11 protein-coding genes are annotated in these 13,326 nt (G+C 61.9%); 7 read left to right on the forward strand and 4 right to left on the reverse strand.

Annotated elements, in window-relative coordinates:
• The first annotated feature begins 14 nt into the window (after positions 1–14).
• From CKW06_RS10165 to CKW06_RS10180, 4 genes are read left to right on the forward strand one after another with little or no spacing between them, the layout of a single operon-like run.
• Complete coding sequence (locus CKW06_RS10165) at positions 15–3,755, forward strand: hypothetical protein (RefSeq protein WP_024956480.1); 3,741 nt, start codon at positions 15–17, stop codon at positions 3,753–3,755.
• A gap of 6 nt (positions 3,756–3,761) precedes the next feature.
• Positions 3,762–6,641 carry a coiled-coil domain-containing protein gene (locus tag CKW06_RS10170; protein WP_143578652.1) on the forward strand — a complete coding sequence of 960 codons (2,880 nt, stop codon included), beginning with the start codon at positions 3,762–3,764 and terminating at the stop codon, positions 6,639–6,641.
• 51 nt (positions 6,642–6,692) lie between these two features.
• A complete protein-coding gene (locus CKW06_RS10175) occupies positions 6,693–6,989 on the forward strand; it encodes a hypothetical protein (RefSeq protein WP_024956482.1) in 297 nt (98 codons plus the stop codon).
• Positions 6,989–7,660: a hypothetical protein gene (locus CKW06_RS10180; RefSeq protein ID WP_024956483.1), complete on the forward strand. Its 672-nt coding sequence runs from the start codon at positions 6,989–6,991 to the stop codon at positions 7,658–7,660. The genes CKW06_RS10175 and CKW06_RS10180 overlap by 1 nt, the downstream gene beginning before the upstream one ends.
• A gap of 201 nt (positions 7,661–7,861) precedes the next feature.
• Here the strand turns inward: CKW06_RS10180 and CKW06_RS10185 are convergent, their stop codons facing one another.
• Entirely contained in the window at positions 7,862–8,161 is a 300-nt protein-coding gene (locus CKW06_RS10185) for a hypothetical protein (protein ID WP_024956484.1), read from the reverse strand.
• Between the two features lie 82 nt (positions 8,162–8,243).
• On the opposite strand from CKW06_RS10185, the gene CKW06_RS10190 reads away from it, so the two are divergent.
• The gene (locus tag CKW06_RS10190) at positions 8,244–9,176 is read left to right on the forward strand and encodes an SOS response-associated peptidase family protein (protein WP_024956485.1); all 933 of its coding nucleotides are present in this window, start codon (positions 8,244–8,246) and stop codon (positions 9,174–9,176) included.
• Positions 9,177–9,205: 29 nt separating this feature from the next.
• On the opposite strand, the gene CKW06_RS10195 is transcribed toward CKW06_RS10190, so the two are convergent.
• On the reverse strand, positions 9,206–10,735 hold the full coding sequence (locus CKW06_RS10195) for a KAP family P-loop NTPase fold protein (RefSeq protein WP_157740194.1): 1,530 nt from the start codon (positions 10,733–10,735) through the stop codon (positions 9,206–9,208).
• Between the two features lie 274 nt (positions 10,736–11,009).
• Positions 11,010–11,285 (reverse strand): hypothetical protein, encoded by a 276-nt coding sequence (locus tag CKW06_RS10200; protein ID WP_024956488.1) that lies wholly within the window; start codon positions 11,283–11,285, stop codon positions 11,010–11,012.
• 61 nt (positions 11,286–11,346) lie between these two features.
• On the opposite strand from CKW06_RS10200, the gene CKW06_RS10205 reads away from it, so the two are divergent.
• Positions 11,347–11,961: a hypothetical protein gene (locus CKW06_RS10205; RefSeq protein WP_024956489.1), complete on the forward strand. Its 615-nt coding sequence runs from the start codon at positions 11,347–11,349 to the stop codon at positions 11,959–11,961.
• 104 nt (positions 11,962–12,065) lie between these two features.
• On the opposite strand, the gene CKW06_RS10210 is transcribed toward CKW06_RS10205, so the two are convergent.
• Positions 12,066–12,770, reverse strand: a complete 705-nt coding sequence (locus CKW06_RS10210) for a hypothetical protein (protein WP_231910927.1) — start codon at positions 12,768–12,770, stop codon at positions 12,066–12,068.
• 50 nt (positions 12,771–12,820) lie between these two features.
• Here CKW06_RS10210 and CKW06_RS10215 point away from each other — a divergent pair, with 50 nt between their 5' ends.
• Positions 12,821–13,324, forward strand: coding sequence for a hypothetical protein (locus CKW06_RS10215; RefSeq protein ID WP_050426936.1), 504 nt, complete (start codon positions 12,821–12,823; stop codon positions 13,322–13,324).
• Positions 13,325–13,326: the final 2 nt, after the last annotated feature.

Below are 13,326 nucleotides of genomic sequence, written 5' to 3' on the forward strand. Positions count from 1 at the left end.
TTTCTGGAGCCGATATGTCTCTCTACACCCTCACCGTTGATTTGCTGATGAAGACGGGTTCTTTCGTTAAGGACACCGGAAAGGCAGAGCGACAGTTCTCGCAGTCTATGGATCGGATGCAGGCTGTCGCCAGAAAGGCAGGGACTGCCATCGGCCTTGCGATATCTTCGGGTCTGACAAGTACCACCGCTACGGCCGTTGCTTGGTCCCGCCAAGTAGCGGAACTGAGCATCCAGTACGATCGTCTGGCCACCCTGTCAGGCACCAGCTCAGAATCGTTTCAGCGAATGGCTGCGGGGGCGAACGTAGTTGGGATCAGCCACGAGAAGCTCGCCGATATCTTGAAGGACGTGCAGGACAAGATCGGCGACTACGTCCAGACGGGCGGCGGCGCCATGAAGGACTTCTTCGACAACATCGCCAGGCGGACCGGTGTAACCGCTGAGCAGATGCGGAAGTTGTCTGGCCCCGATGCGCTTGGACTCTACTTCAAGAGCCTTGAGAGAGCGAATCTCTCTCAATCTGAGCTGACCTTCTACATGGAGGCCATTGCCAGCGACTCGTCCATGTTGATACCGCTCCTCCGTAACAACAGTGCCGGCTTCAGACAATGGGGTGAGGCTGCGGATGCGGCGGGCGCGATCATCGACAGTAAAACTACGAAGGCAACGAATCGCCTGCGCGAGATGACACAACAGGCGGATCTGGCGATGATGGGGCTGAAGGTCAGCGTGGCGGAAGAGTTGCTGCCAACGTTGAACAACCTGACGGAGTTCATGGCGTCACAGCAAACGCGAAACGCCTTCGCCACTGTAACCAAGTGGGCCGCAGAATTAACTGGTCAGATGGCAGAAGGCGCGGTTCAAATTGTCAATCTGATCTCGAAGTACGCAGAGCTGCAGGCTCTAGAAGGGGCCACCCCGACGGCATTGAGCGGCGCGACCGAAGACGCACTGAATGAGCAAATGGGTGACCTCTTCGCGCGGCGGCGCCTGCTGCTTTCGGTTGAAGCACCATCGCCTGAGAGGGACAAAGAGGCCGAGCGGCTGCTGGCCGAGCGTTTGCGGATCCAGCGCGAGTTGACGCGCCGGTATGGGCCGCAGGTGACGTTGCTCGAGAACGGGCAGAGGATGCCCGACTCGGCCCTAAAGTCAGATCGAGTTGGCTATCGTTCGACCGGGAACATCGACAAGGGCGCACGGGACAAGGCAGACGCAGACGCAAAGCGTCGCGCAGACGAGATTGCCCGATATCATCGCCAGGCAGAGGAAGCTGCTGGGGCCATGGAGGGCCCATTGGCCGAGGCCATGGGTAAGCACCTCGGCAACATGTCCGAGTACAACAGCCTGCTGGCCAAAGGGAACATCGCGCAAGCCGATGCCAATGTGCTGATGGCCCAAAGCGCGATTGAGTACTCCAAGGTCGCGGCGGAGGTGGAGCAGGCGCTGGCAAGCCCGGAGTCGCTGGTGGCGACGATGGATGCTGAAGTCGCCATGCTTGGAAAGGTCGGGCGTGCACGGGAACTGTCGCGGCGACAGATGATCAACGAGCGCGATATGCGCCAGGAGTTGCAGAAAGCCGTCGAGGCGGCAGGTAGCAAGGAGGAGCTTGCCAGGAGGAAGGGCGTAGCCTCCTACGAGGCTTACGAGCAGTCCATGCTCGCCGCGGCTCGTGCATCGGCTGATCTGTCTCTGCGAGTGGAGGAAGCTGCTGCGAATGTAGAGGCGTGGGCCAACGTGCTGGTGTACGGCGTTGGAGACGCCGCTGACGCGATGGCCGACTTTGTCGCGGGGGGAATGCGCGACTTCGACAACCTGTGGGATGACCTGAAGGATGCCGCCAAGCGCGGCCTGCGTGACCTGGCCCGCGAGTTCCTGCAGCAGAAGCTGGTGATCCCGATCCAGGCGCAGATCCTCAACGGCATGAACGGGCAGGGCGGTGGCTTGAACCTGCAGAGTCTGATGGGGTTGTTCGGCGGCAATGGCTCTGCGGCCGGCGGCCAGAACGTGAGCACGGTGGCCGGGCTGCTTTCCAAGGGCCAGGGCCTGTTCGGGTTCGGCCGTTCCGCCGGGGCCGCAGCGGGAACCCTGACAGGCTTCGGCGACGTGACCAGCATGGCCGGGATGACCGGTTCCAGCTTCTCCGGGTTGATCGGTGGTGGCAGTGCAGGAGCCGGCGCGGGTGCGGCGGGTGCAGGCGCTGCTGGCTCAGCAGCGGCGGCGGTCCCCATCATCGGCTGGATCGTCGCCGGCATGATGAAGAACGCCCAGTTGTTCGACCAGGGCTGGAACATCGCCAATGGTGAGAGCTGGGCCGGCAAAATCGCCACCGCCGGGGCTGTCGGCTTGGCCGACAAGGGGTTCCGCGCCCTGGGCTTCAACGACAAGGTCGCGTCGATCCTGTCCGGCTCCAGCATCCACGCGAAGCTGTTCGGCCGGCAGGCTCCCAAGGTCACCGGGCAGGGCATCACGGGTAGCTATGGCTTCGGCGGATTCGATGGCCAGAGCTATGCCGATATCAAGGCCAAGGGCGGCCTGTTCCGCAGCGACAAGAAGTGGACACAGTTCGGCGCGCTAGATCCGGGCATCGATCGCACGTTCGATATGGCGGCGCGGCAGGTGCGTGGCGCGGCGACCGATCTGGCCAAGCAGTTGGGTGTGGACCTGACCCAGAAGCTCGGCAGCGTGCGTGTAGACCTGGGCAAGCTCCAGTTGTCGGCGGACTCCACCGAGGCCAAGGCGCAGCTGGAGGCTTACCTCGCCGACATGACCAATCGGTTGTATACCGAGGCGGTCAAGGCGGCGGGGTTCGGTGGCCAGCTCGACGGCTACTTCGAGTCGGCGGACGTGTTCACCGCGCTCAGTGCGTCGATCGCGCTGGCCGTGGGCAATGCCGATGAGCTGGGCCGAGCACTCAACGGGCTGGAGGTCGACAAGGTCAACAAGGCGGTTGACTACTTCCAGGACCTGGCCGGCGTCGCCGGCACGGACTTGGCCACCCAGGTGCAGAAGGTGACCGGGCTGCTCGGCAACTACGCCAGCCTCATGGCCGATGTGAGCACCCAGCTGATGACGGCCAACCTGACGCAGTACCAGTCGCAGGCGCTGTCGATCGAGCGCACGTATCGCCAGCAGGTGAAGTCGGCCAACGACTATGCCAAAGCGCTCGGCTTGTCCGGCGCTCGGGCTGAGGACCTGGCCAAGATTGAGGCGCTTCGTGCCACCAACATGGGCAAGCTGCAGGCGCAGATCGACAAGGACAAGAAGGCCATGCAGTACGGCCTGTCGATCAGTGACCTTTCGCCGCTGACGGACCAGGAGAAGCTGGGCGAGGCGATGAAGGAGCTGGAGCGGGCGGTGTCCGGTGGCGACACCAGCGCCGCGCAGGCGGCCGCTCAGGCCGCGCTGGGCTTCGGTCGGAACCTGTACGCCAGCGGGCAGGACTACAACAGCCTGTACGGCCGGGTCACCGGCCTCATCGATGGCATGAAGATCGGCGACCTGAACACCCAGGACGGCACCAGCATGGGGACGCTGGCCGACGCCATCGAGGCGTTGCCGGACAACTTCAGCCGGGCCGTGTTCGACCTGGTCGTTAACAACGACGCTCAGACGCAAACTACCGCCGCCATACAGCAGAGCAACGCTTTGCTCGCCGAACAGAACCAGCTGCTCCGCCAACTCGTGTCCACCACTACCCAGGGCGTACGCAACGCCAGCAGTTCAGCGCTGCGCGAAGCACTCAACGCGAGGTAATCAGCAATGCAAGCAAGGAAACTCACGCTGGTGGAAATCGGCGTGGGCGGGCTGCCGTCCGCGTCACCGGTGGCACCGCGCTTTTCCACGTGGTTCCCGGTGCCCTTCAAGGCGCCGGACGTGCCGCCGGCGAATGGGGTCAATCCCACGCCGGTGGCCGACGGCGTTGTCCTCGAATGGGATGCCGTCGATCTGGAGGGCGTGATCTACGTCATCTCGCGCAGCGAGAGCCAGGACGGCCCTTGGACGGAGATTCACCGCACCACCGAGACGCGCTACGTCTATAGCGACGGCAGCGGCAAGACGTGGTGGTTCCAGATCACCCCGACCGTTCGCGGCAAGGCAGGCACCGGAACCGTGGTGGGCGTTGTTCCGCCCACCACTTCGAAGGACCTGGCCGAACAGCAGGCCAAGCTGGCGGCGGAGATCAGTGCCCGCATCCAAGCGATCGCAGACGAGGCGGCTGCTCGCGCCGCCGGCCTGGCGCAGACGGCACAGGACTTGGTCGCCGAGGCCCTGCTGCGGCAGCAGGGCGTGACCGAAGCCATGCAGGCGATCAGCGCCGAGGCCCAGGCCCGGATCGATGCACTGCTGAACGAGAAGATGGCGCGCGAGGCGGCGATCAGCCGCGAAGAGCAGCTGCGGCAAAGCGCCGATGAATCGTTGGCGCGCGCGGTGTCGGAGGTCGCGGCCGGCAGCGGAACGCAATTCGACAGCATCAAGCTCTGGCCGTTCAATCAGACCATTGAAGGGTGGACGGGCAACGGTGCGCCCACCCTCGTGGATGGCTGGCTGCGGCCCGCCAACCATGCCACTGCGCCCTGGGTGCAGTCGCCGGTGGCCTTGGCCGTCGACGGCAGCGCCTATCGATTCGTCAAGCTGCGCGTGAAGCGTGTGGGCAGCCCGGCGTGGGGCGGATCCCTACAGTGGATCACGACCACGGATCAGGCATGGAGCACGCAGAAGCGCGCCGTCATCCCGGAGCCGGCGTGGGACGCCAGCGGAGTGGCCACCGTGGACGTGCAGGACATTGCCTGGTGGCCGGCTACGGTCGACGCTATTCGCCTGCAGCTGGGCACCGAGCAATCGGTGGCCAACTACTTCCTGATCGACTACGTCGCCGTCGGACGCCCGCAGCCTGGGGCGTCCATGGCGGTGGTTCAGGCCGAAACGGAGGCCCGGATCTCGGCCGATGCTGCCGAGGCCGCCCAGCGCAACACGCTGGCGGTGCAGATCCGAGGCAACTACACCGGCTCGGACCCGCTCCAGTTGACCTCTGGCCTGGCGTACGAGGAGCTGAAGGCCCGCGTTGCGGCAGATGCCGCGCAGGTGCGGCGCATCAGCACCATGGAGGCCAGGATGCCCGCGGGGGAGGGGGCGCTTGCTACTGCTGCGTCGGTCACATCGCTCGAGGAAGCCACGGCGACCACAACCGGTGCGCTGGCGCAGTCGATCACGACCATCAATGCCTCGCTGCCGGCGATCATTGACCAGGGCAACAACAACGCTCAGGCGATATCGGATCTCAGCACCAAGGTTACCCAGCATGACGAGACGATCACGTCGCAAGCAGGGCTGATCACCGCTTTACGCAGCGATGTGACCGATTTGGCTGGAACAACTGCGGCTAACACCACCGCCTTGCAGCAGCTGACGACGCGCGTCACGACCGCCGAGGACAAGATAGAGACGACCTCGCAGCAGATCACCCAGCTGCAGACCGGCGTTGATGGGGTGAATGCCAAGGCAGATGCCAATTCCGCTGCAATCCAGGGGCTCACCGCGACGGTCACTCAACAGGGCCAGAAACTGGAGGCGACGGCTCAGGACTTGACCAGCCTGAAGACGCAGGTTGGCGACGTGAACGCAACCGCGTTCAACCAGCTGCAGACCACGGTGATCCAGCAGGGGACCACGCTGGATGCTACCGCTCAGGATTTGACTCAGCTGAGAACCCAGGTTGGCGACGTGAACGCGGCCGCGGTGAACCAGCTGAAGACTCAGGTGCAGCAGGACGGGGTCAAGATCGACGCGAACGCCCAGGCGATCCAAGGCCTCCAGGTGAAGGTGGATGACTACCCAGATGCGGCTGTGATGCAGAGCATGGAAGCCAGCATTGATCAACTGGGTGGCGGTAACCTCCTGCCGAACGCCACGTTCACCTCTGGCCTTGACGGTTGGCCCAACTACTGGGCGCCGGAGGACACTCGCGGCCTGACTTGGTGGACCTCGACTAGCTCGCAGGACGCCGGTGTTCCGATTGGCAGCACGGCCCTCATCACGGCCGGCACGCCGGACCGCGCGGGATCGTTGCTTCAGTGGTGCAACGCCATCACGGCGGAGGTGGGTAAGTGGTACATGGCTTCGGCGTATGCCTCAGGCAACCGATACGTCCAGGTGGCGTTGGAGTTCATGGATGCCAACGGCAACAGCTTGGGGGCCTCGCGTTCGCCCGAAGCCGGCACGCCCGGCGGTGGGCAGCATCTGTCCAGCTATAGCCGGCACTACGTGAAGATGAAGGCACCGCCGGGCACAACTCGCGTCTGGATGTTCCTCATCACCCGTTGGACCTCGCCGGTTGCGACGTTCACCCGTTGGGTGCGTCCGATGTTGGCAGAGGCCACTGAGTCGCAGGGAGCGCCGGGCCCGTGGTCCGCTGGCGGTATGGAGAGCATGGCGTCCTGGTCTATCAACGTCCGCACGGACGGCAAGGTGGGTGGCCTGAGGGTCGCCAGCACCAACGGTGTGGCTGCGTTCGACGTGCTGGCTGACGTGTTCCGTGTGTCGTCACCGAGCGGCGGTATGCGCACGGAGTACAGCGACGGAAACTGGCGTGTTTACGACCAGAACGGGCGTCTGCGTATGCGATGGGGCGTAGTGCCGTGACAGACCAAGGAGGGCTGGAAAACCAGCCCTCCTGAACCAACAGGAGGCGGTATGCAGATCGTGATGGAAGTGAACGATGAGAACGGCAATCGGCTGTGGGACCTCGCCAGTCGATTGGGCCTGCTGTGCGGCCTGGCGTGGTCGGATGCAACGCCCGGCAATGGCTTTGCTGCCAATCTGCCGCCAGGGGAGTTCTTCTACATTCCCATCATTCCTTCTGACTCGCTGGGCTACGTTCCCGTGGTCGGCTACGCGAATGGTCGGGTGTACTGGGCGCTGAACAAGAATGGCAGCGGTCAGTTCGTCGGCACGATCAAACCGGTCAAGTTCTACTACGGAGTGCGGTGATGGCAAAGGCCACAGTAGAGATTCTTAGCGACGCTGGAACCACGCTGATTAGCGAGGACACCCCGTCGCTGGTACTGAAGCAGAAAATACGCATCGATGTTTCGCCGGTGACCTACCCAGGAAACAACCCGGGGGGCAACTGGAAATATGCGGAGATGATAATCAATGCCGAGGCCCCGATGGTGGCATTCATCGGTGACCCGTATCCGTTCTTCCCACAGCTCCAGGAGATCGGTCCGAATCAGTTCCGGCTGACGCTGTGGACGAATACGCCCGCGCGCCTGCAAGGTTGGGCGTACGTGTTCGATCGCCCCGCAAACGAGGATGCGCAGTATCTGGCATTGTGGGATGCGAACGGCCGGCTGACGTACGCGCTGGGTGCAAAGCCCATGCGGATCATCGGTGTAGGCGGCGTCTTTCCCAATGGCGGTATGGAAGAGGATAGGTTCCCTGACTTCACCGGCAAGACGGTCGCCGGGGTGATCTGCGCGCCGGCGACCAGCACGTTCCAGAACAGCTTCACGGTGATGGGGATCGGCAACGGGCAGGGCGTTAGCGGGAAGCACGGCCTGTTCGGCAACGCCATCACCATCCCGAAAATCGGGACTGGCGGCTCACCAAACCAGGCCGTGGTCGGGATCGTGATGGCCGTGGATGTGACGAACTACTGACCGTTTGCACCGGACCGAGATGCCGCTGGGGTTCGATTGAAGCGCGCCTATGCGCCCTGCTGCAGCAGGTCTTCGCCGTTGTTCCGCGGCGTGTTCACCGCGCGGCTGACGCGGTATCCCCGGGGGCACCGGCTGCTGGGTATGCGCCTTGCTTCGTGGCTTGATTGAAAAAGCGGGGCCTTTAGGGCCCCGCCATCACTTCTAGCCGAGCTTCTTCAGCTTTTCCTCGCGCTCCACAATCTCTTCATCGAGAGAATCGAGGCCGCCCGGACCTTCGTTCAGGAGGGAGTCGCGCTCATTGAGCAGGTCGTTCTCCTCCTCCAAGTCTTCCTCTCCCAAGCCGGCCAGAATCTGATCGATTTCGTTAATACGCTCGTGGTTCTCATCAATCTTGGCCCTGTACTCAGCAGGACTGAGCTGCTCCTGCAAAGCTTTGACTCGTTCGATCTCTTGCTTCAGGAAGTCAATCTCGTCCTGCAGCTGCTCGGGTGTCTCGCCCATGGGTGTTCCCTCTCACTGGTTGTCGATCCGTAATGGGGACGCCGTCACGCTGCTTCAACAGCCATGGGGGCCAGATGGCGGCATGTGCTATTCCGCCCAGATCACCGCCGCCTATCAGAAGCTGGTCCGGATGACCGGCGCCACGCTGTCGCTGCAGGAGTTCGCCGCTCTCTATGCCCACGACCCGGGCAAGAAGCGGCCCAAGACCCCCAAGGCGATGGACGACGCCTTCCGAACCGGTGTGAGCCCGGCAGAGCTGGCGGTGTGGGCCGAGGTCGAGCAATGGAACAGGGCCGAGGCCACCATTCTGGAGCAGGAGCTGTTCGCCAACCGCAAGCGGCTGTCCGACGCCGAGCGGGCGCTCCAGGTGAAGGAGACGAAGAAGGCCCGCGAGGACGTGCGGATTGCCGGCAACAAGATCGAGCGGGCCAAGGCGCGGCTGGCGGATCTGCAGCGCGTTGAGCCGAAGAACCGTGACAGCCGCATCTTTCCCGGCGTCTATGCCCCGGTGATCGTTTCCGAGGCAGGGAAGCTGGTCATCAAGCCGATGCGCTACCAGTGCCGGCTGGCCGGGAAGCCGGCCAACTACGACCAGCGCTTCCCCGGCACCTACAACGCCCGTCGCGACAGCCTTGAGAAGTTCTGGGCGCCGGCGTTCGGCCACACCCACGGGCTGATGGTGGTGGACACGTTCTACGAGAACGTCGAGGGGCCGGACGGGAAGAACCAGGTGGTGCAGTTCACGCCGCGCACTGGCGAGCCCATGCTGGTAGCGTGCCTGTGGTCGCACTGGAAGGATCCGGCCGGCAAAGAGCCTGATCTACTGTCGTTCGCCGCGATCACGGACGACCCTGAGCCCGAGGTGGCCGCGGCCGGCCACGACCGGACCATCATCAACATCAAGCCGGAGCACGTGGACGCCTGGCTCAACCCTGACCCGGCGGACCTGGCCTCGCTGTACCGGATCTTTGACGACAAGCGGCACCCGTTCTACGAGCACCGCTTGGCCGCATGATCACGTCGATCGAGCTTCAACGGGTCTGTTCAGGACTGTTGGGACACTGTACCGCCGATGGTGCTGATGGGGGGAGTCAATCGAACGAACTCTCGCGCGTATGCCCATGGATTGACGTTGTCTGCGTCTCGGACTCTGATGGCCGTTATCGCTCGGTAGCATTGCTCGGCGCCAGAGATCAAAGTGCGGCCCAGGCCACCAAGAACGCTATGCCACTGCTCGGTGATCTCCTCTTCGTAGCGATTGCGCTGTGAGAGAGATGCCCCTGTCATCAGGCTGGCCTTGTTGAAGAATCCCTTCAGTGCATCCCACTGTTCGGTTTTGCGGAGACGGCCATACATCTCCTGCAGCCATTGCGGGTCAGAGGTTGTTGGAATATATAGCTCAGATTCTTCAATCAACAGTCTAAAGCCCTCTGGATATCCAAATCGAAGGCAAGATACGAAGCAGTCCACCGCGGGGATGGTTGCTCCGTTTTTGTCTCTAGAGTGAACGAACGCCGTAAGCATGGTCAATGCTTGGCCGGTGTCTCGCAAACTCAATTTCATTGCTGAGACCATGGCCGGGAAGTGCTCTAGGTATTCGCCTTTGTCGAGTTCATCCCTAGGTATTTCATTCATGAAATCGGATAAGTTGGAGAGGTAGCAAGGGAATTTGCGAAATTCCCTTCGCTCCAGTGGTTCCACATTGGGCATGAGGTGCCTGGCGATTACATGCTTCGCATAAGTGTTGACGCAAGGCGCTGACAAGTGAAACTCGTAGTCAAAGAACTTCCTGAGATAAAGCTCTCCTTCGACGTGTGCCCCGTAAACAGTCCGAACAGCTGAAGGAAGGTTTCCGCGATCTGTCGCTATAAGGAAGGTTACGCCCGGAATATCAAAGTAGTGTTTGATTCTCTCGAGCATCTTAATTGCATAGTCGGGACGACACCTGTCTAGCTCATCGATGATGAGGAGTATCGGCAGCACCGGACCGTTCTTTTTCCGTCGTGCTAGTAGGTCTCGGGCTTCAGCTAACGCTTCTCGGAAATTTGGTTCTGCTCTACGCCTTTCGTCTTGCGCATCAAGCAGGCGTTCCCCCAAGTCTCCTACGCCAGCTGCAGCAGTTCCGATCCCTGCTCCAGGGAGCATGAGCTCAGCTGCAATCGCAACAGCAGGCATGACCAACTTTGAGCCTTTGTCGGCAATTGCAGTGATGGTTTTTCCGAAGGCGCCTTTAATCTCCGAGCTTTTCGCTTGGGTCGCCTTCCTCTCCAAAGATAACTTTATCTCTGAAATGATCGTCAACAAAGGGTCTTGGGATTCGTCATTCTTCCACGCGTCGATGGAGATTGATGGTATGGCGAATTCGTTCTTTATGTGTACTTGGAGCCTCTTTAGAAAGGTTGTCTTTCCAGATCCCCAAGGAGCCTGAAGCGACAAGACCAGTGGATCTGTGACGCTTGATGCGATTAATCGCGACAGCATCTCTGCATCCCTCTTTCTGTCAAATGGATCATCCTTCCAGGCATCCGTTTCTGAAATGTGGGGCTGGTCTGGCTTCTTCAACAATGAGTTCATTTTCATTCCGTTGAGGTGGGTGTTCGAGCTTGGGGCGCGTAGCGCTTAAGATATCGCACACCCCTGGTCGTTCCGCTAGTACCGTTCGGCGGCAGCAGATCACGCGCGGTGGTTTTTGGGAAATATGTTATGACTCGTTGAGAGCACTGAGCTGAGTAGTGCGGCTGGACCGCGTGGACTGGACCAGGTTCAATCAGCGCGGCATTGCGGACGACGTAATCGCTACCGAGATGGATCTGCTGGTGGCGTTCATGGCGCCGTTTGTCATAGCAGCCTAAGGAGGCGTGTTCCCTGCGCCTATTTGCTCGGTAAGAACCGTGAGCGATTGTTGAAAGGCGGCAGCGAATAGGTCGCCTCCATCCTCTCTGTGCTTGGCCGCCATGCTCGGCAGTAGTCGCAGCCAGTTTTCGGTCAGCCGCTCAGGCTCGGGGTGGGTCAGTACGCAGATTCGCAACGCGTACTCCATCGCCTTGAGGTAGCCGCGGTGCATCTCGAGTCCGGCCTCGCAGGTCTGGAGGCGATCAAGTATTTCCGTGATTTCGGCGGTCATGGCGGTCTCGACAGGCTGGGCGGGGAAGGCGATAGTCTGCGGACCTCTAGACGAGTCCGCTATGAGCATCCTCAACGTTCTGATCAGCCGTGACCAGCTTGTCGTTGCGGTGGACACCCTTGCGGAGGATGCCTTGACCGGCGCCCACTCTGCTGGCGCCAAGATGCTCCTGATACCGCAGCACAACATGCTGCTGGCGACGAGAGGTGCGGCCCAGTTCTTCCTGAAGATCTACGAGCTGGTCCTGCAGGCCAGCTTCCGTGCGGATTTCTCCATTGAGAAGCTGTCCGCCGAGATGGGATCTGTAATGGACCAGCTATGGCTGAACTACGAGAAGGCCGCGGCGGAGGCTGACCTGCCAATCGAACAGCTGGGGACCGAGATCATCCTGGGCGGGTGGTCGTCGGGAAGTGGCAGGATGATGGCCACTGCCTATGCTAAGAGCGACAGTCGGCGCGCAACCACGGTCCAGCCGATCGGTGGTCACTTCGCGTCCCCAGGTGACCCACTCAAGGGCGTCGCGCCCAGCATGCTGCAGTCCGATCTGATGACGGCTGGGCGGCTCCAGGCCAACTACCTCAATGAGCAGATGGGGCGGCAAGTGGCCGGCGGCCGTCTGCTGATCGGATTCCTTCAAAGAGGACAGGCCGTCGTGAAGGACCTTGGGGCGATATGAAGTAGTGTCCCCGCTCGCGCGGGGACGATCCTGCTTGTAGTAGTCAGATGGGGATCAATAGCTCTTAGGGCACATCGCCTGAGAGCTTGGTGTTTGGATGCCGACTACTGGCAAACGTACTCCGTAGAGCTTTCGAAGAACCTGTCGTAATAGTCGTTGGGATTATCGCCAGAGCCGAAGTACACAAGCTCTGCACGGTAGTAGTTGGTGACCCCGTAAAGTCCCGGTGTACTACAGGTCGCCGGTATCGGACCCTGGTACTTCTGGCCTGCGAAAACGTGGTGATACTCCTGGCAGGAATAGCCGCCGCCAACACCTTGAGGATCTGGCCTGCAGGTGCCGCCACCGTACTTCATGTTGTCAAAACCGGTGTATGCGTCCGTCGGGCACGAGCCAAGCCCTTCCGAACCCCAGTCGCCGTACAAGTAGACGCCGCTCGGCCCGTCCACGCCGCCCTGGCAGAAATTGGTATAGGCCACCGGATAAGGCTGGATAGTTTCGGAATCCACCCATAGCACGCGGCCCGTTGGGACCCATTGGCCGGCGGACGCGCTTTGGGCAAAGCCGACCGACAACAGAGCAAGTGAAATGCCCAGCATCAGGCGGCGAGGGGTCGAGCGGGCAGTCCTGCAATCGCTTTGCATTGAGTTCACTTCCATCTCTCCATGAGTAGGGTAGTGCTGCACTGCCCGCGCAAGGTCGCAACCCCTCATCAGAGGTGCAATCAGAAAACCGGCCATCTCGGTGTAGGTAAAGCCCGACCGAGGCGGGGGATGTGACACGCGTCCGAATGTGACCGATTCAGACATGTGCCCCGCGCTTCGCAGGATCTGCGACGGCCAGCCGTATCCTTCCGGCCATGCAGTACTCCCACGGCTTCCGAACCGCCACAATTCCCTCTGGCTGGGTCCAGACCGGTGAGCGCTGGGCGCTCTGGTACAACGGGCGAGAGACGGCCAGCGTCACGCCTGATGGCGGTCCCGGGGTCCGGCTATGGATGGAAGGCCAGAAGATGTGGCAGGTGAAGGAAGTGCGCGCCGCCAACGTTCGACAGGCGAAGCTCTACGCCGAGCGCTGGTGCGCGGCCAGGCTCTATCCCGAGCTGCCGCTGCGTGAGGCCGTTGCCCGGCTGACCGACAGCACGCCGATCCAGTTGCCCCCGCCACTGCCCGGCCAACCGCCGACCCGCGAGCAGCGGCAACAGGCCCGGCGCCTGGCTGAGGCTGGGTCGAAGGAGATCGAGCGGATCAAGGCAGCGCTGGAGCCGCGCAAGCCGCCGGCGGAGACGAAACCCCGCGCGAGGGACATCCGCAGCAAGGCGCGGGTGAGGGCAGGGCTGGAGCAGCTACGGCGGGGTGTATAGGC

The organism is Stenotrophomonas maltophilia (genome assembly GCF_900186865.1).
GTDB lineage: Bacteria > Pseudomonadota > Gammaproteobacteria > Xanthomonadales > Xanthomonadaceae > Stenotrophomonas > Stenotrophomonas maltophilia.

Excerpts from the sequence above, each read along its gene's own strand:
- CKW06_RS10165 (WP_024956480.1), top strand. The coding sequence starts at position 15 with ATGTCTCTCTACACCCTCACCGTTGATTTGCTGATGAAGACGGGTTCT.
- CKW06_RS10170 (WP_143578652.1), top strand. The coding sequence starts at position 3,762 with ATGCAAGCAAGGAAACTCACGCTGGTGGAAATCGGCGTGGGCGGGCTG.
- CKW06_RS10175 (WP_024956482.1), top strand. The coding sequence starts at position 6,693 with ATGCAGATCGTGATGGAAGTGAACGATGAGAACGGCAATCGGCTGTGG.
- CKW06_RS10180 (WP_024956483.1), top strand. The coding sequence starts at position 6,989 with ATGGCAAAGGCCACAGTAGAGATTCTTAGCGACGCTGGAACCACGCTG.
- CKW06_RS10185 (WP_024956484.1), bottom strand. The coding sequence starts at position 8,161 with ATGGGCGAGACACCCGAGCAGCTGCAGGACGAGATTGACTTCCTGAAG.
- CKW06_RS10190 (WP_024956485.1), top strand. The coding sequence starts at position 8,244 with ATGTGCTATTCCGCCCAGATCACCGCCGCCTATCAGAAGCTGGTCCGG.
- CKW06_RS10195 (WP_157740194.1), bottom strand. The coding sequence starts at position 10,735 with ATGAACTCATTGTTGAAGAAGCCAGACCAGCCCCACATTTCAGAAACG.
- CKW06_RS10200 (WP_024956488.1), bottom strand. The coding sequence starts at position 11,285 with ATGACCGCCGAAATCACGGAAATACTTGATCGCCTCCAGACCTGCGAG.
- CKW06_RS10205 (WP_024956489.1), top strand. The coding sequence starts at position 11,347 with ATGAGCATCCTCAACGTTCTGATCAGCCGTGACCAGCTTGTCGTTGCG.
- CKW06_RS10210 (WP_231910927.1), bottom strand. The coding sequence starts at position 12,770 with ATGTCTGAATCGGTCACATTCGGACGCGTGTCACATCCCCCGCCTCGG.
- CKW06_RS10215 (WP_050426936.1), top strand. The coding sequence starts at position 12,821 with ATGCAGTACTCCCACGGCTTCCGAACCGCCACAATTCCCTCTGGCTGG.